Source organism: Sphingobium sp. AP50 (assembly GCF_900109095.1).
Lineage (GTDB): Bacteria > Pseudomonadota > Alphaproteobacteria > Sphingomonadales > Sphingomonadaceae > Sphingobium.
In genome coordinates this window covers 44,721-64,549 of record NZ_FNYZ01000022.1, presented here as the reverse complement: position 1 = coordinate 64,549, position 19,829 = coordinate 44,721, and the positions used below count along the sequence as shown (strand labels likewise).

Genomic DNA, 19,829 nt, shown 5'->3' with positions numbered 1-19,829 from the left:
TGGTCATGTCCGCAGCGGATTATCTGAGCTGACTGTCCTTGCTGCCTCGGCGATTGATGCCGATGGAACGGACAGTGGCGTCACGTTTCGACTGGCACACAACACATGTCCGCGTGCCGGGCAACGCCTGCCGACGGCGCTCGGGAATATCCTCGCCGCAGTCGTCGCAATATTCCGCACTGTCGCCTGTCGGCATCATCGTTCGTGCGCGCTGAACAGCGTCCTTGATCGTATCATCGATTTGATCTTGCACTGCGCCATCGGGTGCCCAACCATTTGCCATCGCCTTCGCCTCCAGACCTTAAATGGCGTTCTGGTGTCCCAAGTTCCAGGCGTGTGAACTGCTCATTGAGCATATGTTCTCCTTTTTACGTCATCATGGAGAGCGACCGTGGCAGATCGAGAGTTGGCGATATCGGCACCGACAAGCGATATGTTCGGCGTGACGATGAAGGTAAGTTCATCGGGTCTGATGATATCGGCACATCGCTGGCATCTGATGTCCGTGAGCAGGCCAAAACGAAGACGGAGCCGGGGCAGGATGATCGCGGCAGTCAGAAGGTTCGCGGATGGGCTCTCGGCGAGGCATCAGGGGTCGTCAGCTCAAGTGCCTTATCAATGGCCCTCGCCACTAGGGCTCGTCAGACGGCAGTTATGGTCGCGCGTGGGATTGTTCTACCAGACAAGGACCGCTCTCGTCTGGCTCGCCCCTGGCACGATCAACCGCTGACCACATCAAACTCTCGTTTCGCCAATATCTCAAGCGTTTCACGGCTTTCGCCGCGCAACACCTCTTCTTCACATGCCAGTAAATGTTTTCCACTTTGAAAAGATCGATGCACCACGCCTTGCAAGCTGGTCTAACAACCCCATATTGTGCAGTGCAGCACAAATATGTCGTGGCTGAGCAGGGGCTGCATTGACCGGATGGAGACTTCGCGTGGCCAGATTATCCGCTACAATCGCCCGACTGGCAGCAATGCGCGCCAGCCATCCGGGCCACATTATTGCCGGCGGTCCAGACCGATTGACAAACTTCGATGCTTTTGGGACCAACCCCGGCGCATTGCGCGCTAAAATCTATGTCCCCGATCAGATAGGTGAAAAGCCGGCACTCGTCGTCATATTACATGGCTGCACGCAAACCGCCGAAGGCTATGATCGCGGCGCGGGTTGGTCACAATTAGCAGATGAGCACGGTTTCCTGCTGCTGTTTCCCGAGCAGCAGCGCGCGAACAACCCCAATCTCTGTTTCAACTGGTTCTCTTCCGCCGACAATGGCCGCGATCGAGGCGAGGCGCTGTCCATCAAACAGATGATCATGGCGATGGTGGAATACCATGGTGCTGATCCATCTCGGATATTCGTGACCGGTCTTTCCGCAGGGGGCGCAATGACCTCCGTTATGCTTGCAAGCTACCCGGAATTATTCGCAGGTGGCGCGATCATCGCCGGCCTGCCGTACGGGTCTGCGTCCAATATGCCGCAGGCGCTTGAAGCCATGCGCGGGGCAGGAGCCTTTAGCGCAGGTGACCTGGGTAACCGGGTCCGGCGTGCGTCCAACCATAATGGTCCCTGGCCTCGCATCTCAATATGGCATGGCAGCGCCGACGCAACAGTCAGCTGCACAAACGCGGACGCTATTCTCGCCCAGTGGCTCGCTGTGCACGGTCTCAATGCGGCGCCGGACGCTTCGGAGCAGATAGCCGGGCACTGCCGACGCGCCTGGAACGATGCAGCCGGGCGCCCGGTCATCGAGGATTATCGCATCGCCAATATGGGCCATGGCGCGCCACTGGCCACGATTGGGCAAGATGCTTGCGGCATGGCGATGCCGTACATGCTCGAAGCGGGTATCTCATCCACGCGCCGAATGGCATCATCGTGGGGCTTGCTGGAGACCGGAAGGGAGTGCATATTCGCGCCACCCATCGGCAATGGCCAGAAGGCGACTCTGACTTTGCCTGTGTCAGGCGCAAGCCGATCGGAAGCTTTGCCCACAGAGCCCTCCCGACCGGAAGTATCGGGGAAAGCAGGAGTTGAAAAAGCCATCCACGACGCGCTCCGCGCCGCGGGCCTCATTCGGTGATGAAATATTACCGCTTGGGTGGCGCTCGGCCGATGCGATAGGGCCCATGGCGTGATGCCATGACCTTTCCCTTCCAACTCAATTTGATCAGCCCATCGACCACCATCTGATCAATCGTAGTATGGACGATCGGCATTATCGAACGCCAGGTCTGCCCTTCCGTGTCAGCGCTCGCCCTTTTGACAAGCACTCTGGCAACCTCGCTTGGACAAACTGTTGCCGTTTCCGTGCGGCAATTGATCAGCTCCAAGATGGCGGTGCGCGCATCTTCCATCTGTCGCAGGCTGATGTCAGGGGTCATCAGGCTAACTCTTGATCGATGCAAGATTTAAGATGTCCATCATGACAGCTGCCCGACCCGCCTTCTTTGCAACACCGCGCCGAACGAAATAATCTGGTCCCAATCCCTTTGCTATCTCTTACGCAAGATAGATACGATACCGCAACAAAAGCCCGATTGTTGATGAAAGCTTCAGCTTGTGGTGCGTCATAAGTCGTTTAGAGACCGATTGCTTCGAGTGCGGAAGCGACCTCGGGATCCATGCCTTGATCGGATTTGGGCGTCAGGCGATTTAGTGCGGTGCGGAGCCGCCTTTGCGCAACCTGCAGTGTCTTATGCCGCGCCTCGCGCGTGACATTGGTTCGCCATGATCTGCTCTCGCCCAGCAGGGCTGACCATTTCGCTTCTTCCGCTGCAAGGATAGACAGTGCCAAACGCAGACCATCCCGCCGGCCATGTGCATAATCCGGTTCCATGGCCATCATTCGAAATTTTCATATTGCGCGCTTCTACAGCGGGCAATTCTGACGATTGGAGTAAGCAACATTGTCACAACGATGTCAGTCGGTTGAGTCAGTGTCGGACATAACGCTCTGCAGGGATTTCACGACGCCGTATCCAACGACGGCAAGCACACCGATCTTCAGCGCAGCACTGACAATCCGAGGCGCGAAGTAGCCCATGAGGGCACCCTTCGCACCGCTGTCACCGTCCCGCTGGTCTAATTTGGATCCTATAACTGCGCCAATGACTTCCGTGATCATATCCTGTTCCCCAGTTCAGACCAGAAAGCGCGTGACATCGCTTGAGGTTCCACCTTCTCGTCCGCGTAATATCAGCCAAATCGTGGATCAGACAGCACCGCCAGAGGCGGACCGGCGGCCAAAAATGCGGGGCACATGCCGGTATCGCACACGGTAAGCACATTGTGATGGGCAATGGACTGCTGAGATGCCACACAAGGTCGTTTGCAGGTCGGCCGATTTCCCTGCAGTCGATACCTTCTTTGTTAACGGCTTCAGCAACTCTCGGGACCTCAGCCTTTATCGGTGGCGCGGCGTTGCATTTCATCAAACACTTGCTGTTCATACTCGGTCGGGCTGTCCGGATCGGCAGCGTTCCACAGCGCGATCAGCGTCGCGTCATCGAGATCCTCTACATCTGGCATAGCGACATTCCGGAGTTATACATCATAAATCCTATCTAATTTCCTTCGCTAACATACCGGCCTTTTTCCGAGAAAAATGGCCCTACGTTTATGCTGTTCGATCAGTAGAACGTCGTCACGACGGCATTGAGCAATGAGCGCGGCCGTCTCTTCTTCGACAGCCAGATTAACCAGGCGAGCATGTGGGATCGATCCCGGTCATATTGCTGTTTAGGTAGATTCAATTTTGTTGTTTCCTCTCTTGTCTATTTTATCCTCGACTGCCTGCTTTTCAGTTCAACCGCCCTGTCCACCTGTGGAGGACATGGCGGCAGCTGATCGTCCTGCATGGAGGCCGCTGTGGCGGCGCCCTTTAAGTGATCGTACAAGGCGTATCTCAAGAGGGTCGGATAAAACAATATGTCCGCTTTCAGCACCGCATGATAACGATAGAAATAACCCCGCCGTCGCTAGGCAGGGTGCGTGATTTCATAAAAGGGACCGCCGGAACGACAAATCGGATGGCAATTAGTTCCTTATCCGCAACGATAAAAATTCAAGACATCGTGCCAAGTTTGATTTTGTTTGGAACCCCATCCCTTTGATACCGTTCTGGAGACGTTGGACGGCTTAAACCCCCCGAAAGGCGTTCAACAGACCCTTCGATAGACCCCGCTGGCGTTCCCATGGCTGGCGGGGTCTTTATCTTAGGTAGCCATTCAAACGATCAATCCGGCCCAGTCTCCTGGATCAACATGGACGGTCAGTGGTTCATCCTAGATAGTCAAAACAACTGCGCATGCGCTTTGTTTGCTTCGATGGAAGTGCGATAAAAGGAGAGCGAGAATGCCCAAGACACCCAAAACAACCGAAGGCCCTGAAGATACCGGCGCTGGCGGACCGACCAATCGGAAAGCGGCAGAAAAGGTTTCGCCGGGAGATAAAAGTGCGACGATCGCAGGGGAAGGGCTGGGAAGCCCGGCTATCTTGAGCACAGATATCGAAGAGCCGAGGGCTCCTGATCCAACAAGTGATCGCCCCCAGCGCGGGCCAAGCGGTGCAGCGACAGCGAGCAGGTTCCCAGACAATTTGCCTAAAAAACCTCGGATCTAAGTCCAAAGTGCAATCCGAATGGGCTGGCCTCGCACCATTGCGGGTTTCGTCATCATGAATATAATTTTGCATGACGACCCAGATTGGGTCGGCCTCTCGCCGACCATGCCGATGGCGTTCGTCGGCAGACTGATTTAAGGTGCAGATGGAATTCATGGACGCGCGCTTCATACCGGTGATAGGTGGCCGGACCGTCGCACCAAGGGCTCGCCCATTTGGCAATACGTTCTTTATATTGCCGGTGAATTGCCATGGCTGCTCCTGAACTTCAGGTGCCGCAGCTATGCGCGCTCGAGAGGATGGCGCCGATGGTGTCACTTGCCAGTCTTTTGGCGTCTTCGGGGGACTTGGCCAGATATTTGACATAATATCCTGTCAGTTCGGCGCGCGCGCTGTCTATGTCGGATGCGGCGACCACGCGCGGTCGACCGTTTTCGTCGGCCTGCGTTCCAGTTGATTGTCCCAGGCGCGCCGCGTCAAGGGCAACAGCATAGGCGCGATAGGCGGCAAAGCGGATCGAGCCGTCGCAGGCCGGCCAGTTGTTGAGGATTTTCCGGTCAAGTTGGGAAAGGGCAGGGAGCGGCGGCAAAGTACGGGCGCAATCCGTGCGAAAGACGAAATTATCCATGGTGGAGCCGAAGACGGCACCGGTCGCATTCAGCAGATCGGGGTGCCTGATGACCGCGGAGCAGGGCAAATCCCGCAGCATGACGCCAGCCTCTTTCTCTTCGGACAGATAGGGGCCAAGAACATTGAGAAAAGCTGCAAAATGACGATCGGAACGCAAAATGTCGTCGATATCGCTGACAACCGGATCGTCGCCGCTGGGGCGTGACAGGATCGACCAGCCAAATGACTGGCTCTCGTCCGACTGCAGGGCCGTCAGATAGGGCGATAACAGGGCGACGATACGCTTCCGGCTTGTCGCCCGTTCAGGGACCGACCAGGATGCGTCGACCGGTTCGGCGGCCCAAAGCGCAATGGCTTCGAGTATCGGGGCAAAGCCTGTGCGGTCACGGCGAAGAACAGGGCTCGCCTTATCCGGCTCTCGCGTCAATATAGCGGTCGCCAGCTCGAAATTACGCCGCGCGTAGAGTGGTGCAAGGCATTTCCCAATGGGTAGCGATCGAGCCATCCCTTCGCACGACCGCATGTCCTTAAGGGTTTGGCGCTGTGTTGCCAGTTCGTTGGAAGGACCGTTGCCAAAGGCGCTCGTGCGGGCGAGCGCAAAGAGGCTCGCCATCTCGCGATCTGCCGATGACAGCGCTGGGTCAGCACAGACGGCTTTTTCGACTGCGGTACGTGCCGAAGCGCAGGAAAAGCTCGGAACAGGCGCCTTGGCCGGGGCAGGGCGGTCAGGCTGAGGGCTGGTCGCGGCCGTCAGCAGGAGCGCAGCGGTGATGATCAGAAGGTTATGCGTCATTCAGCAACCCTTATCAGTTCGATATCTGGTTCCGACAGGCCTTGGCCGGCTGCGGCGATACGCAGTTTGAGGACAGCCCCGTCAGTGAAACCGCAACTTGATGCCGACTGCGGATCGCGCGCGATAAAGCCGCCGCTGGCTTCGACGGCGCCTGCAGTCTCTGCGTCGCAGGCAAGAATCGTTATAGCCGGATGCTGTCTGCGCATGTCGAGCAGCATATAGGTCGCCTTGATGGAACGTTCGGGCCTCTTGGGATCGCTTTCCTGTAGCTGAAGTATGAACCTGCCGCTTCCTGCCTGAAGCAGCGGTACGGTCAGCACGCGCCAGGGATGGTCCGGGCCTGTCACCAGTAAGCTGCCATCATATTGGTTGCGGATGTTCAGAACATCGCCGCCCGGATCGCTCGATCCCGGCTCCACCAGACGATAGGCTCCGTCTTCGAGGGATTTGGCAGCATCGACGGCGGTAAAGAGCAGCGGGCCAGTCCAGCAGCCTGTCAGCATCAGGGTCAGTGGCAGGATCAATAGACAGAGTGCGCGTGACATGGCCGAACCTTAAGCGACAGGGGCACTGGATGCACCTGCTCCGGGTTTGGCGTTGGACCGGCACCGGTCAGAGCAATAGATGACCTTATCCCAGTCACGCGCCCACTTCTTGCGCCAGCTAAACGGACGCTTGCACACAGGGCAGATTTTCGACGGGAATTCCGATTTCTTCTGCATGCGGGGCATCAGCGGCGTCTCTTTTGGCTATCGTGCGCAAACATGACCTGTTCCGGGCGTTAACGCATCCGATAGGATCTGAACCCGTTTGGAAACCGAAAAAATCACATGACCATCCTCATTCCTGTCCTTGGCGACCAACTCAGCCACGAACTAGCGTCGCTCCGCGATATCCGACCGTCGGATGCGGTCGTTCTCCTCATGGAGGTGAGGGACGAGGCCACATATGTGCGTCATCATAAACGCAAGATCGCCCTGATATTCTCGGCGATGCGCCATTTTGCCGAGGAGCTTCGCGTCAAAGGCTGGCACGTCGATTATATCAGCATTGATGATGCCGACAGCAGTGGGAGCTTTACAGGAGAGGTACAGCGCGCAGTCGACCGTCATCGTCCGACATCCATCCGCATCGTCGAACCCGGCGAGTGGCGGGTGAAGCTGATGATCGATGGTTGGGCAAAGCGATTCAAATTGCCGGTGGATGTGCTGGACAATGATCGCTTCATCTGTGGCATCCTCGAATTCCAGACATGGGCTCAGGCACGTAACGACCTTGTGATGGAATTTTTCTATCGGGACATGCGGCGAAAGACGGGTCTGCTCATGGATGCAGATGGTAAGCCGGAAGGGGGAGAATGGAATTTCGACAAGGATAATCGCGCGCCGCCCAAGCGCGGCCTGAATTATCCTGAACCCATGTACTTCCAGCCCGATGCAATGACACAGCAGGTGCTGGCGCTGGTTGAAGACCGTTTCTCCGGACATTTCGGAAGTCTGGACAAATTCAGCCTGCCGGTGACAGCTGGGCAGGCACGACGGGCGCTTGCACATTTTGTCCGAACCGCGCTGCCGGATTTCGGCACATATCAGGACGCAATGGTTATGGGCCAGGACTGGCTCTACCATAGCTGGCTCAGTCCTGCGCTGAATCTCGGTCTCCTGACGCCGATCGAGGTGGCTCAGGCTGCCGCCGACGCATATGCCACAGGCAATGTTCCACTGAATGCCGCCGAGGGCTTCATTCGTCAGATCATAGGCTGGCGTGAATATGTACGTGGATATTATTGGCTGGAAATGCCGGAGGTCGGCAATGCCAACGCTCTTGAAGCAGTGCGCCCACTGCCGGAATTCTATTGGTCGGGTGAAACTGACATGCTCTGCCTATCCGATGCTGTCCGCAACACGCGGGACAATAGCTATGCCCATCATATCCAGAGGCTGATGGTGCTGGGCAACTTCGCCATGCTGGCGGGTGTTCGTCCCCAGGACGTCGCAGACTGGTTTCTGGTTGTCTATGCCGACGCCTATGAGTGGGTCGAACTGCCGAACGTCATCGGCATGAGCCAACACGCCGACGGTGGCCGTCTGGCGACCAAGCCCTATGCGGGTGGCGGCGCCTATATCAACCGGATGTCCGATTACTGCGGCAAATGTCATTATGACGTGAAAAAGAAGACCGGGCCGGATGCCTGTCCCTTCAACGCACTATATTGGGATTTCCTTGCACGGCACGAGCGTCGCTTCCGCCGGAACCGCAGAATGGTGCAGATATATGCAAACTGGGATCGCATGAAGCCGGAGATGAGAGATGCCTATCGCGCCAGCGCGGCAATCTTTTTGAGAACGCTTGAGCCTGCCGCGGAAGGTTGGGCGCGATAGGGACAGGGGATTGGTTCGCAATCCGCTCCTGGGAATCGGGATTTGACCGCTAGATGTCTCCAGTGGGGGCTGTTGGCGAAGTCGCCCGGCCGAACCTTTCAGTAGGTGGGGAGCCTGTAGGCTCCCCACGGCCATTCATCCCAGAGCTTTCGTCATCAAACGCTCCAGCCGCTCGGCAAAGGCCCGTGGATCAGCCGGCGCCTCGCCTTCGGCAATCCGGGCCTCATCAAGCAAAAGAAACGCCAGATCCCGTCGCCCTTCCTCATCGCCACTGACCTGCCCCAGCTTTGCGATGAGCGCATGGCCGGCATTCACCTCCAGAACCGGCTTGGCTCGCTCGGGCGCACGGCCGGCCGAGGCCAACATCTTTTCCAGCTGAAGATCCATGGCGTTGTCCGCCGCAACAATGCAGACCGCGCTGCTGGTCAGGCGGTCTGAAATGCGGACGTCGGACACCTGATCTGCCAATGCCTCCTTGGCGAAGATAATGAAGTTATTGGCCTCTTCGCTTGGGGTTGCTGCAGCACTGCTCCCTCCAGCCAGCGGGATGAGGCTCAGATCAGCAGCGCCTTGGGTGACAGATTTGAAAGGCTTCCCCTCATAATCGACGCCCATCGTCGTCCAGAAACTGTCAACCTGATCGGGGAGAAGCAGAACCTCGATACCACGCGCCTTGAAGCCCTCGATCTGAGGTGATTGCGCGATCCGATCCAGGTCATGGCCGGTCGCATAATAGATGGCGGTCTGGTTTTCTTGCAGGGTGCTGACATAGTCCTTTAGCGAACGCCATTCGCCATCGGACGTCGTGCTTTTGAACCGGGCCAAGCCCAGCAACGCGTCGCGACGCTCGAAATCTTCGTAAAGCCCTTCCTTCAGGACCGGTCCGAAATTTTCCCAGATAGCGGCATATCGCTCAGGCTCGCTGACCGATAGCTTGTCGAGTTCGGAGAGGATGCGGTTGCTTACGCCCTTTTGAATGGCGGACAGAACCGGGCTGTCCTGGATCATCTCGCGCGACATGTTGAGCGGCAGGTCGGCGGAATCGACAAGACCGCGCACGAAACGAAGATAGCGCGGCAGGATATCCGCCTCATCAGTGATGAATACCCGGCGCACATAGAGCTTGATGCGACCCTTACGGTCGGGGTCGAACAGATCGAACGGTTTGGTTTCGGGAATGAAGGTCAGAACGGAATATTCGTGACGCCCCTCTGCGCGGTAATGTAGCGTCAGAGCTGGCTTGTCGAACTGCCCTGCCAGGCTGCGATAGAAATCGGCATAATCTTCCTCGCTGATGTCGTTCTTCCCCTTGGTCCACAGCGCGACGCCGTCGGCTACCTGCGCTGGCTCCTCCTCGCTTGCGACTTCCTGGAGGAAGATGGGAACCGGCACATGGCCAGATTGCGCTTTGATTATCCGCTCAACCGTGTAGCGCTCGGCATAGGTCTTGGCATCCTCGAGCAGGTGCAATGTGACGCGTGTCCCGCGCGCAGGGGCTGCTGCAGGATCGGCCGGCGCAATCGTATATGTACCCAGCCCGTCGGAACTCCAGATGGCTGCATCAACCTCTCCGGCACGGCGAGAAACAACCTCAACCTTCCCCGCCACCATGAAGGCTGAATAGAAGCCGACGCCAAATTGGCCGATAAGCTGCTGCCCCTCACCATTCTTGTCCGCAGCAAGCTTGTCCATGAACGCCTTCGTGCCCGACCGTGCAATGGTGCCCAGTGTCTCACCCATGTCGGCGGCAGTCATGCCGATGCCGTTATCCTCGATCACGAGCGTGCCGGCTTCCTTGTCCAGCTTCAGGTTGATGCGCGCTTGGGGTTCGTCGCCGAGCAGTGCCGGGCTGGAGATCGCCTCATAGCGCAGCTTTTCGCATGCATCGGCAGCATTGGAAACAAGTTCGCGCAGAAAAACGTCTCGGTCGGAATAGACCGAATGAACCATCATGTGCAGAAGCTTGGAAACATCTGCCTCGAAAGCATGTGTTTCAGGGGCGGTAACGGCATCCATTGTCATCGTCTCTCCGGCTCGCATTCCTAAATCGGCGTGCGACAGATGGATCGAAAGCTTTTGTCGTTCAAGAGGACAGAGCTGGCCATTTTTCATAATGGTGAGCCGGTCAGAGGGCGAAGATACGGTCGCGGATTGACGTCAATGAAAAGCGGACACGCGCAATCCTGCAACCAGGATTTTGCTGGCCGGCCTGCAAGGGGCGACGACCGCGACGGCAACCTATAGGCCAATCCAGGTCATGAACTTAGAAACGGACAATCTACCGCAACTAACCGCTGCAAACTTTAGGTTTTGTCAAAAAGCGGTGCCAGGTGGACCGCCCTTATGAGGCACTGAACAGTGACCATCCCTTCCGCCACATCATAGGTAATCAATAGTTCGCGCCCGAGCGCCAACCTCCGCAAGCCCGGAGACAAATCATAGCGCGGTCATCCACGAACAGGAATATCGGCCAACGCCGCGATGCGTTCTTCAAGTCTGGCAAGATAACCACCGGCCGCGGGAACGTCGGCTTCCCCGCATATCCATTGGCGACGAGCAATCAAATCCTGGAGTGCCAATGGCTGAAGTTGTGCATCATAGATCGGGCGCGCCGATAGAGAGCCAGACCGGCAGCGCTGGAGAATGGAAAATCAGCCGCCGAACGTCGTGGCAGGTCAGAACAAGCATTTAAGCCATCGACCCGGCTTCAGCTCCTGCGATTTCCCATCATTTCGCCGAGCCGAACAGGCCTTTCCGATCTCCATTCTTCATTAAATTTGATGGCGCCTCTCGTAAATAGCATCACGATGGTCGAGCCAAGCAGGAAACGGCCCATTTCATCACCTTGCTTCAGGCAGATTTGTTGATCGGGATACGTCCACTCAGACGACGTCTTATTCCGTTTCGGGTTGACGACGCCGTGCCATGTCGTAGCGATGCTGCCGACAATCGTGGCACCTACCAATATCATTGCAAACGGCCCATGTTCCGGCGATTCAAAGATGCACACCACACGCTCATTGCGGGCAAAAAGATGGGGCACGCCTCTTGCGGTAACCGGATTGACCGAAAAAAGGGTGCCCGGTACATATATCATCCGCGTCAACATGCCATCACAGGGCATATGCAACCGGTGATAGTCACTTGGTGAAAGATACAGGTTGGCAAAGCAGCCGTGGCGAAACCTGGCAGCCAGTTCGGCATCGCCGCCGACCAGCTGGGCAGTAGTAAAGTTATGGCCTTTGGCCTGCAATATGTGATGGTCGTCAATGGCGCCAAACTGACTGATCGCTCCATCGACCGGGCAAATGAAATCAGCATGGGCCAACGGGCGCGCGCCGATGCTTAACGACCGGCTGAAGAAGTCATTAAAGCTTTTATAGCTTGCCAGATCCGCGTTTTCGGCGTCGGTCATGTCTACAGCATATTTTTTGACGAACCAGTTGATCAAATGGGTTGTCACCGGGCCGGCGTTGGCTCCTGCTATGCGGCCAGCGAGACTGGTCAGCGCCTGCTTGGGAAGGAGATGCTGAAGCAGGATTTTTAGCCGTTCAGACAAAGTGAGCCTCGAAGTAGCGACCTGACGGTCATATTGCGGTCTGAAAGTATAGAGATGCCTTGAGCTTTGCCATTAATATCACTCACGACCTAAGACGTATCGTCGCACTTGGCTATGTAAATTTGTGCACCAACTCTTATGCGCTTGCCATAGGCAAAGGGCGCTAACACCGCGTTTTCAGACGAATATCTGTTTTTTAAAACCAGGACAATATCTTCAGCGTTGAAGTCCTTCTGACCGCGTCTGACGCCTGCTAAGTCTAACCCACACCATAACGGGGAAGATCTTCAGCAAGATTATCGGTTTGTTCATAATATTTGTTCATTTCGGCTTTACGCCATGTGGTGAATTTCTAATAATCAAAGCTGCGGGATAGTAAGTTGTTACGCCTCCAGAACATAATATTGGAGATGGTCGCCAGAGGCGACGACCTGCCGGAAACAGCCAGGAGACTGTGTCTGGAGGTTGAGGCCATTGTGCCTGACACGGCCTGTTCGATTCTTACGGTCGATGCCGCAGGGCTACTTCATCCGCTTGCGGCTCCCTCTCTACCGACCGGTTATTCTCTGGCGCTTGACGGTCTGTTGATTGGTCCTTCGGTAGGCTCCTGCGGCACGGCCGCCTTCCTCGGTGCCGACGTTGAGGTGCGGGATATCCGAACAGATCCATTATGGAGTGACTATCGTGAGTTGGTAGATCAACTGGAGTATAGCGCGTGCTGGTCGACGCCGATCCGCGATGGCAAGGAGCAGGTCATCGGAACTTTCGCTTTCTATTATCAAGGACATAGGGGACCTACTAAACTAGAGCGAGATATCGTCGAGGCTTGCGTCCACCTCTGCGTCCTCGCTTTCGAGCGCCGCGATCGTGTCGAAGAGCGTGAAAGGTTAGCGCGGATCGATGGCCTTACAGGGCTTGCGAACCGCAATGGTTTCAATGCCGCCCTCGATGCCTTGGACTGTTCGCAGCCAGGTGCCTGGGCGCTACTGGCCATTGACCTTGATAATTTAAAGATGGTGAACGATACATTCGGACATCATGCCGGTGATATTTTGCTGCGAGAAGTGGCGCACCGCATGGCAGATGCAGCAGCCCCAGACCGCACATTCAGGATCGGCGGCGACGAATTTGCCATAATCGTACAATCACCTGCAGCCTTGCAGGATCTGGAAACCATGGCGTATGGCCTCCTCGATCGCCTGTCACCTCCCGTGAGAAGTCTCGGCCATAGCCTTTATCCGCGCGCCACCATCGGTGGCGCCATTGTGTCTGAGGCCGACCCGTTGCCACATAGCGTGAGGCTAAATGCGGATCATTCCCTTTATCATGCCAAGGAGACAGGGCGAGGGGGATTTGTCCGTTATTGGCGCGGTCTCGGCATGGCGATAACGCAGCGGCTTTCCGCCATTCAGGAAGTAGGCGCCGCGATCCGGGAAGGCAGGATCAAAGCCTATTATCAACCTGTTGTGCGGCTCGACACTGCGGAAATCGTCGGGGTCGAAGCGCTATGTAGAATGATTACACCTGATGGCAAGGTTCAGACTGCAGGCGAATTCCACGAGGCGATGTCGGATGTGGACATTGCTCAGGCCATTACCGACATCATGCTGGACAATGTGGCAAATGACGTGCGCCATTGGCTCGATGAAGGCATCGCTTTCCAACATGTGGGTGTGAATATATCCTCAGCTGACCTTCATAGAAGCATTCCGATCCATGAATATCTCAGCGCCTGCTTCGTAAAGGCGAATGTACCGCTGAAGCATCTGATCGTCGAGGTTACAGAAGGGGTCTATCTGGATGATCGCGACGACAATGTTGGAGCCAAGATTGCGCAGATGCGACATCACGGCCTCAAGGTTGCGCTCGACGATTTTGGTACGGGATTCGCGTCGCTAACCCACCTTCTGACAGTTCCGGTGGATATCATAAAGATTGACCGGTCGTTTGTTGCAGGACTTAAAATGGGCAGTCCCAGTGCAGCAATCGTCGAGGGGCTGACGTCCATCGCTCAAAAACTGGATATTCGCCTCTTGGCCGAGGGCATCGAAACCGAAAGCCAGGCGCGACATCTGCTGACTTTGGGATGTCGTATTGGGCAGGGGTTCCTCTACTCGCCGGCTGTTTCTCGTTCGGAAATGAGTAAACTTCTCCGTCTCTATGCACAAGGTTCAGGTGCGTGCCGTTCCATCGGGGCCTTTAGGCGGCATTCGCCTGCCGAAATGTCAGAAGTGCAGGTAGCAGGCAACGAATTGTAAGTCATCGAGCTTCGATGAACATAATCCGCTATCTCGTCGAGGGGGCGGTACATCACAATGTTCTCCTCGACAGGCTGGCGATGGCACTTGCAAGTGGATGAACGTCTTAGCTTTGGCTCTGCCTTTTTTTATTACGGCCACAATCCCACGCCAGCAATGCTGGGCAAAATGACCGACTTAATCCAGGATAGGAATAAGTGCGACCCAAGCTGAAGACTTTAGCTGCGGAAGATTGCAATCAGTCGATCGTTCGGGGGAGGATCAACATTTTATCCGGTGGCGCATCCGAGGAATGAGCTGTTGTGCTTCACAATCCGCCCTCGCATTCCAACCCTGACGACATGATCTTCCGTAACTGATCGACGGAATGGGACCAGTCAGCTTCGCCGCAAAGGGGAGACATGGTCTTTCCATCTATCAAAAAAAAACCATCGGTTCGGAGGAGTTCACCGCATTGTCCATGATATATTCGCTACTTTGCCATAGTCCGCGCTGCCATGGTTCTCGAATCGCCGATGCTACGCCTTTTGAAGAAAATCCTGGCTACCCTGTGCCTGATCGCCAGCGCGGGAGCGTTAGGGCTATGTGGGTCATCGCCTGTATCGGCCCAGGCGCTACGGATAAATCATCCCCTGTGCCATGCGGTAAGCGAAGAAGTGGCACCCTGGAACGTCGCGCCCTCAACATTCGCGTGTATCGGCCAACCAGAGCGCTATCAGCGGGGAACGCTTTGGCTCCAGGCTATGATACCACCAAAGGCGTATGATCGTGACGACCTCTCCTTGATCGTTCATAGTTCCCGATTCGATCGTTTGATCGTTGCTTTCTTTTATGCGGATGGTGCCGTGGAACGGCAGGCTGTCCGCAGTGGAGACTTTGGAACGCATTGGCGGGCAGGTGGGCAGCTTGCTTTTCGTGCGCCACAGCGAGACGCATCTTTGACAAAAGTGACGCTGCGCTTCGACAAGGTGGCGAGTGCCAGGCTGTTGCGCATGCGGCTCGTCGGACGAGGTGAAGAAGGCACCCAGACTACGGGATTAGCGACTCTGATCGGCGCGGCGCTTGTCCTGCTGCTGTCGGGCGCGCTCTACAATGCCTCGCTGGCACTAGCCGTGCGCAGACAGTTCTCGGCCTGGCAGGCGGCTTGGGCGGCCTCCATGCTGGCCTGGGGCACATGCTGGTCGCAACTCCACCTCTTCTTTTTTCCGGCCATGGCTGGTGCCCTCTCAGCACAAATATGCACGGGGCTCTCTTGCCTCGCCATTGCTCTTGCCACATTGAGTGCCATCACGGCACTTGAGCAGGTCCATGTGAGCGTCTACCTCAGGCGGACTGCACTTGGGCTCACGGGATGCGTGTTTGCGCTTGGCTTACCGCTCTCTTTGATGCGATCCGGACCGATCGAGAGCCTTGGCGCCGTGCTTGCTATGCTCGTCCTTGCAAATTTGCTCTCAGTGGCCGTCTCGATCGGGCAGGCCTGGCGACGGGGGAGCCGCGAGGCGCGCAGCTTTGCAGGCGCCTGGGCGGTGCCGATGCTGGTACTCGGCTCCACGAGTTTCTTTGACGCTGATACCATGTTCTGGGGCGGAGGATCGCAGATCCTCGTCCTCTTTGCAGCAGCATGGCAGACATTATGGCTCTCGATTGCGGCCTCGCGCACTTACGCCCGACTGCGCGTGGAACGTGACATCGCGCGCCAGGCTGAAGCCCAGGCACAGGAACTGGCACGTCGTGACGCCCTGACCGGACTCCCCAATCGGCGTGGATTCATCGAACGGGCCGGATCAATCCTCAATATATCGCGAGGTAGAGGCGACGTGGTGGCGTTGCTCCTGATCGATGTCGACTGGTTCAAGTCCATCAACGATGTTTACGGTCACGAAGCGGGGGATTTGGTTCTACAGGGGATTGCGTGTTGTCTTGCCCCCCACGAAAGCCCGGTCAGCGCAACCGCACGTCTGGGCGGCGAGGAGTTTGCGGTGCTGGTTGCCGGAATGGGAGATGTGGAACTTATGCGTTTTGCGGAGGCTCTTCGCCACGAAATTAGCAGTTACGACCATGGCGACGTCATCGGCCATCGCAAGGTCACCGCGAGCATAGGCATCACAAGATCCACGATCGCTGCCGATTTTCATAGTCTCTATCGCGTCGCGGACGAAGCCCTTTACGAGGCCAAACGGGGCGGACGCGACCGGGTTGCAATCCAATTGATGGACGCGCCTGATAGATATAGTGATCTTGGCGAAGTCGCGCTGAAATGCTGAGGATGGTTTCGGCCGCGCCGTGGCTGATGCCTGGCTACCTTGGAAATCGCAGGAATTAAAAGAAAAATGGAGCATGATCCGATCCGGAGGGACGGTTGCGTCACGATATCATTTTCAAACTGTGCTTCGTCAGTCCATCTCACCCGGTCGGTTCTACTCTGGACGCTTCCATTTCGGCGTGGGTTGGCAGACGCAGCAGTTCAAGCCTCTCGCCTTCCCATGCCACTAGCCCGATGCGGGCAAATGCGTCGAGCCAACCTTCCATCGGCCACCGATCCCAACGCGCCCTGAACCGCATCGCATTACGTACGATATCAGCGACATGCTGGACCGGCGGTTCATAGCTGTCATGATATTGGTGACAGGCAATCGCCCGACCCACAAACAGCAGCTTCAACCCGCATGTAGCGGCCCTGAAGCCAAAGTCGGTGTCTTCGGCGCCATAGCCTGTGAACCCATCATCAAATCCGCCAATTGTTTCGAAAGTCGATCGACGCAATGCGAAGGCGAGGGACCAGAAGAGCCCCGCATTCTTCTCTTCCCGGACCCCCTGGTTGGGAAACAGGCGCGCCGGATGGGAACGGCCTTGCGCGAGTAAGTCCGTCTCCTCCCAGACGCCACGTGCGTCATATGGACCAAGATAGCGGACATCTGCACAAAGCAGGGCATCATGGCTGGAAAGAGTCTGACACAAGACAGTGATGCAATCACGCATCGGGATGCAATCGACGTCGAGGAACAGCAGCATGTCATGGTTTGCGAGGGACGCTGCTCGGTTGCGCGCAGCGGCAAGCGGCAGGCCCTGCGTTTCGAACCGATCGATGCGAACCGGAAAACTGGTGGGCCCCACGATGACTGGCTCATCGCTCATATCCACGATAATGAGTTCGTCAGGCTTCCGATCACTGCGCCGAAGCCCTTCCACCAGCTGCGCCAGATGCGCGCTACGATTGCGAACAAGGGTGAGAACGGAGACCCCCATCAGCGACGCTTCCATAGATCGAGCCGATAAGTATCCCGGCGCTCTGTCTGCTCAATCTCAAAACTTGCGTCCAGCGCCGACCAGAGGATCTCGACTGCGTCATCGCCGCTATGGGGATAGTCGGTCTTTCCTGTATAATGGACAAGGATGACACGGCCGCCGGACCTCACCTTGTTGCGCAGCCACTCGCTTGCACAGTCGAGATCGACCAGATCCCAATAATAGGCTACCTCGGACAGGACTATGAGATCAAAGGGCTGGTCATCCGGAGCTTCCTTTGGAAATGCCATCCGGGCAAGAGCCATGCCGGGACGATCGCCAATGCGTTCATGCGCCTTTGCCAGGGCATTGGTGCTGATATCGATGGCCAGAAGCTGGTCACAGAGGCGCGCAAGGTGGCTTGTCAGCACGCCATGCGCACATCCAACCTCAAGCGCATGAACATATCGCCGATCTGACAGCACATCATGGGTATGCGCGAACTTGGCGGCCTCATATTCGCTCGATGCCAAATTCCAGGGATCCTCATCCGACGCAAAGATGCCATCGAAATACGCAGCTGGCAGGCTCGAGCCGGTCATCGGCAATCACTCCTCAATGTGAGGACGTCGCATGCGGTCATGCGGAACTTGTCGCGCGGAAGCCGGAAGCCATCGCCCAGGATCGGCGACATCTGACTGCGATGAGCCCGAAGGGCGTGTCGGCGTCGGCCGGACAGCATGGGGGGCGTCGCGACACGCCGGGCACCAGGCGGTGGTTCGCTCCACACATGATAAGCGAACAAGGCGACAGCGCGCTTTGCTCTGCGCAGAGCAGCTGCAGCCAGATAATATGCCGCTACATGGTCGCAATGCGCTTCGCTATGATCTGACACGGCAACGGCATCGATCCGTTGCCAGCGGATCAGGGCAGCAATGCGATCAGCGTCTCGCGCAAATATCTTGCTGTTGACAGGATGGGGATGGGCGTCGCGCCAGCCCATCCAGACTGTGGAGATTTTTCCGGCGCCCATCCTGCCGATGGCGTGGCGCGCTTCCCTTCGCCGGGTTATGGCTACGCGCGGCGTACTGTCAGGATGCGATCCGGTTCCGTCCGTCAGAAAGATGATCCCACCCAGTCGTTCATGGGCAGCGCAATGCGCTATCAAGGCTCCGGCACCCAGCGTTTCATCATCGGGATGGGGTGCGAATATGAGCCAGCGCGCCTTTGCCCAACGACTGCGTCTCAAAGGTTCATTCATTACCATAAGCGCTCGCCTCCGGACCAGATGTCGTGATCAAGAAGCGTTTTGGCGGCTTCATCGTGCGCATGATCCGGGCCGCCCTGCCGCAAATAAAGAGAAAGGTCGCGGATGATCTTGTCAGTACGCTGCCCGTCAAAAGCGCTTTGCGTCCCAAGAATGCGCGCAGCCGCTTCCATAACCGTGAACCCTGCATTTTCGACAACCCTGCGCGTCAGTCGTGCCATTGTCACGGCATTCTCATGATCCGCCGCGAAGGACTCAGCCGACTTTGCTACCCACAAGCCAGCGGTTCGCATGGCGACCACCGCGTCAGCAAAGCGTGCCCGTTGAACCGGATCCGCGCGCGCGCTATCACACATGGAGCGCTGGATCTCCAAGACCAGCGCCTCGATGCCGCCAAGCTGGGTCGCGCAAAAGCGCCAGGCGCCCGCGGTGAAACGGGGATCTAGATCATAGTCCCCTGGCTCGCCCAGCAGCATCAACGGTTCAACCGCAACGCCTTCCAATGAATAGCGTCCGCTGACGCTCGCCCGCATGCCGCGCACCCGCCATCCAGACAGGTCAGCCCGTGCCTTGTCGCTGGCGGATACGATGACCAACCTCCGTGCATGGTCCGTGCTGGCCGCAGTTACGAGCGCATAATCGAGGCCGCCAGCACCGCTGGCGAACATCTTCTCGCCTGAAAGTGAAGCGTTGCCAACCTGTGTCAGTCTGACACCCGGCGCCTTTTCCGTCGCCCACACGCCGAACCAGGCACCGGAATCAAGAGCGTGCGTCAGCCAGCGATGCTGCTCACTCGTGCCGTACCAGTCGAATAGCAGCATTGCGTTGACATGCCCTTCATAAAGGCGGCCAATGCTGAGATCTCCACGTCCCACTTGGCGCAGGTTCTCTGCCATTGCGCGGTTACGCGCGGCCTCACTGTCGAATGCTTGTCCACCACAGCCCTGCGGCGCAAAGCGCCGGTGATGTCCGCTCCTGATCAGAGCGGCCATGCTTTCGACAGGGAAATTGGGTGCGGCATCATAGCGGGCGCCGAGCGTCGCAAGCCGATCGACGATATCGACGGTGTCAGTGAATTGCTCCTCTA

General features: G+C 57.0%; 18 protein-coding genes. 4 read left to right on the top strand and 14 right to left on the bottom strand.

The window, feature by feature from the left end; genetic code table 11:
• Positions 1–19: 19 nt before the first annotated feature.
• The gene (locus BMY84_RS24490; protein WP_093087375.1) at positions 20–283 is read right to left on the bottom strand and encodes a DksA/TraR family C4-type zinc finger protein; all 264 of its coding nucleotides are present in this window, start codon (positions 281–283) and stop codon (positions 20–22) included.
• Positions 284–940: 657 nt separating this feature from the next.
• Between BMY84_RS24490 and BMY84_RS24480 the strand changes: the two genes are divergently transcribed.
• Positions 941–2,089 carry an extracellular catalytic domain type 1 short-chain-length polyhydroxyalkanoate depolymerase gene (locus BMY84_RS24480; RefSeq protein WP_218147020.1) on the top strand — a complete coding sequence of 383 codons (1,149 nt, stop codon included), beginning with the start codon at positions 941–943 and terminating at the stop codon, positions 2,087–2,089.
• Between the two features lie 7 nt (positions 2,090–2,096).
• Here BMY84_RS24480 and BMY84_RS24475 read toward each other — a convergent pair whose 3' ends face one another.
• From BMY84_RS24475 to BMY84_RS24450, 7 genes are all read right to left on the bottom strand, one after another.
• A complete protein-coding gene (locus tag BMY84_RS24475; protein WP_093087369.1) occupies positions 2,097–2,390 on the bottom strand; it encodes a DUF3253 domain-containing protein in 294 nt (97 codons plus the stop codon).
• Positions 2,391–2,587: 197 nt separating this feature from the next.
• Positions 2,588–2,854 carry a hypothetical protein gene (locus BMY84_RS24470; protein WP_256215425.1) on the bottom strand — a complete coding sequence of 89 codons (267 nt, stop codon included), beginning with the start codon at positions 2,852–2,854 and terminating at the stop codon, positions 2,588–2,590.
• Positions 2,855–2,929: 75 nt separating this feature from the next.
• Complete coding sequence (locus BMY84_RS24465) at positions 2,930–3,133, bottom strand: hypothetical protein (protein WP_093087367.1); 204 nt, start codon at positions 3,131–3,133, stop codon at positions 2,930–2,932.
• 272 nt (positions 3,134–3,405) lie between these two features.
• Complete coding sequence (locus BMY84_RS30615) at positions 3,406–3,537, bottom strand: hypothetical protein (RefSeq protein WP_256215424.1); 132 nt, start codon at positions 3,535–3,537, stop codon at positions 3,406–3,408.
• A 1,360-nt stretch (positions 3,538–4,897) separates the two neighbouring features.
• The gene (locus tag BMY84_RS24460; protein WP_093087365.1) at positions 4,898–6,052 is read right to left on the bottom strand and encodes a lysozyme inhibitor LprI family protein; all 1,155 of its coding nucleotides are present in this window, start codon (positions 6,050–6,052) and stop codon (positions 4,898–4,900) included.
• Positions 6,049–6,597 carry a hypothetical protein gene (locus BMY84_RS24455; RefSeq protein ID WP_143075150.1) on the bottom strand — a complete coding sequence of 183 codons (549 nt, stop codon included), beginning with the start codon at positions 6,595–6,597 and terminating at the stop codon, positions 6,049–6,051. Before BMY84_RS24455 ends, BMY84_RS24460 begins: the two co-directional genes overlap by 4 nt.
• Positions 6,598–6,606: 9 nt before the next feature.
• Complete coding sequence (locus tag BMY84_RS24450; protein ID WP_093087412.1) at positions 6,607–6,774, bottom strand: DUF2256 domain-containing protein; 168 nt, start codon at positions 6,772–6,774, stop codon at positions 6,607–6,609.
• Between the two features lie 108 nt (positions 6,775–6,882).
• On the opposite strand from BMY84_RS24450, the gene BMY84_RS24445 reads away from it, so the two are divergent.
• The gene (locus BMY84_RS24445) at positions 6,883–8,433 is read left to right on the top strand and encodes a cryptochrome/photolyase family protein (protein WP_093087361.1); all 1,551 of its coding nucleotides are present in this window, start codon (positions 6,883–6,885) and stop codon (positions 8,431–8,433) included.
• Between the two features lie 135 nt (positions 8,434–8,568).
• Here the strand turns inward: BMY84_RS24445 and htpG are convergent, their stop codons facing one another.
• Complete coding sequence (htpG, locus tag BMY84_RS24440; RefSeq protein WP_093087359.1) at positions 8,569–10,455, bottom strand: molecular chaperone HtpG; 1,887 nt, start codon at positions 10,453–10,455, stop codon at positions 8,569–8,571.
• 685 nt (positions 10,456–11,140) lie between these two features.
• Positions 11,141–11,992, bottom strand: coding sequence for an archaetidylserine decarboxylase (asd, locus tag BMY84_RS24430; protein ID WP_093087357.1), 852 nt, complete (start codon positions 11,990–11,992; stop codon positions 11,141–11,143).
• Between the two features lie 410 nt (positions 11,993–12,402).
• Between asd and BMY84_RS24425 the strand changes: the two genes are divergently transcribed.
• Together BMY84_RS24425 and BMY84_RS24420 are read left to right on the top strand one after the other, a co-directional pair.
• Complete coding sequence (locus BMY84_RS24425; RefSeq protein WP_093087411.1) at positions 12,403–14,250, top strand: sensor domain-containing phosphodiesterase; 1,848 nt, start codon at positions 12,403–12,405, stop codon at positions 14,248–14,250.
• A gap of 497 nt (positions 14,251–14,747) precedes the next feature.
• Complete coding sequence (locus BMY84_RS24420) at positions 14,748–16,514, top strand: GGDEF domain-containing protein (protein ID WP_093087355.1); 1,767 nt, start codon at positions 14,748–14,750, stop codon at positions 16,512–16,514.
• Between the two features lie 139 nt (positions 16,515–16,653).
• On the opposite strand, the gene BMY84_RS24415 is transcribed toward BMY84_RS24420, so the two are convergent.
• Genes BMY84_RS24415 through BMY84_RS24400 form a run of 4 tightly spaced genes read right to left on the bottom strand, consistent with a single transcriptional unit; the run spans position 16,654 to position 19,734 of the window.
• Positions 16,654–17,511 (bottom strand): glycosyltransferase family 2 protein, encoded by an 858-nt coding sequence (locus tag BMY84_RS24415; RefSeq protein WP_256215423.1) that lies wholly within the window; start codon positions 17,509–17,511, stop codon positions 16,654–16,656.
• A complete protein-coding gene (locus BMY84_RS24410; RefSeq protein WP_093087353.1) occupies positions 17,496–18,077 on the bottom strand; it encodes an SAM-dependent methyltransferase in 582 nt (193 codons plus the stop codon). Before BMY84_RS24410 ends, BMY84_RS24415 begins: the two co-directional genes overlap by 16 nt.
• Positions 18,074–18,736: a PIG-L deacetylase family protein gene (locus tag BMY84_RS24405; RefSeq protein ID WP_256215430.1), complete on the bottom strand. Its 663-nt coding sequence runs from the start codon at positions 18,734–18,736 to the stop codon at positions 18,074–18,076. Before BMY84_RS24405 ends, BMY84_RS24410 begins: the two co-directional genes overlap by 4 nt.
• On the bottom strand, positions 18,736–19,734 hold the full coding sequence (locus BMY84_RS24400) for an acyl-CoA dehydrogenase (RefSeq protein WP_256215422.1): 999 nt from the start codon (positions 19,732–19,734) through the stop codon (positions 18,736–18,738). Before BMY84_RS24400 ends, BMY84_RS24405 begins: the two co-directional genes overlap by 1 nt.
• Positions 19,735–19,829: the final 95 nt, after the last annotated feature.

Coding starts and splice junctions, on each gene's coding strand:
- BMY84_RS24490 (WP_093087375.1), bottom strand. CDS start 283: ATGGCAAATGGTTGGGCACCCGATGGCGCAGTGCAAGATCAAATCGAT.
- BMY84_RS24475 (WP_093087369.1), bottom strand. CDS start 2,390: ATGACCCCTGACATCAGCCTGCGACAGATGGAAGATGCGCGCACCGCC.
- BMY84_RS24470 (WP_256215425.1), bottom strand. CDS start 2,854: ATGATGGCCATGGAACCGGATTATGCACATGGCCGGCGGGATGGTCTG.
- BMY84_RS24465 (WP_093087367.1), bottom strand. CDS start 3,133: ATGATCACGGAAGTCATTGGCGCAGTTATAGGATCCAAATTAGACCAG.
- BMY84_RS30615 (WP_256215424.1), bottom strand. CDS start 3,537: ATGCCAGATGTAGAGGATCTCGATGACGCGACGCTGATCGCGCTGTGG.
- BMY84_RS24460 (WP_093087365.1), bottom strand. CDS start 6,052: ATGACGCATAACCTTCTGATCATCACCGCTGCGCTCCTGCTGACGGCC.
- BMY84_RS24455 (WP_143075150.1), bottom strand. CDS start 6,597: ATGTCACGCGCACTCTGTCTATTGATCCTGCCACTGACCCTGATGCTG.
- BMY84_RS24450 (WP_093087412.1), bottom strand. CDS start 6,774: ATGCAGAAGAAATCGGAATTCCCGTCGAAAATCTGCCCTGTGTGCAAG.
- BMY84_RS24445 (WP_093087361.1), top strand. CDS start 6,883: ATGACCATCCTCATTCCTGTCCTTGGCGACCAACTCAGCCACGAACTA.
- htpG (WP_093087359.1), bottom strand. CDS start 10,455: ATGACAATGGATGCCGTTACCGCCCCTGAAACACATGCTTTCGAGGCA.
- BMY84_RS24425 (WP_093087411.1), top strand. CDS start 12,403: ATGGTCGCCAGAGGCGACGACCTGCCGGAAACAGCCAGGAGACTGTGT.
- BMY84_RS24420 (WP_093087355.1), top strand. CDS start 14,748: ATGGTTCTCGAATCGCCGATGCTACGCCTTTTGAAGAAAATCCTGGCT.
- BMY84_RS24415 (WP_256215423.1), bottom strand. CDS start 17,511: ATGGAAGCGTCGCTGATGGGGGTCTCCGTTCTCACCCTTGTTCGCAAT.
- BMY84_RS24410 (WP_093087353.1), bottom strand. CDS start 18,077: ATGACCGGCTCGAGCCTGCCAGCTGCGTATTTCGATGGCATCTTTGCG.
- BMY84_RS24405 (WP_256215430.1), bottom strand. CDS start 18,736: ATGAATGAACCTTTGAGACGCAGTCGTTGGGCAAAGGCGCGCTGGCTC.
- BMY84_RS24400 (WP_256215422.1), bottom strand. CDS start 19,734: ATGGCCGCTCTGATCAGGAGCGGACATCACCGGCGCTTTGCGCCGCAG.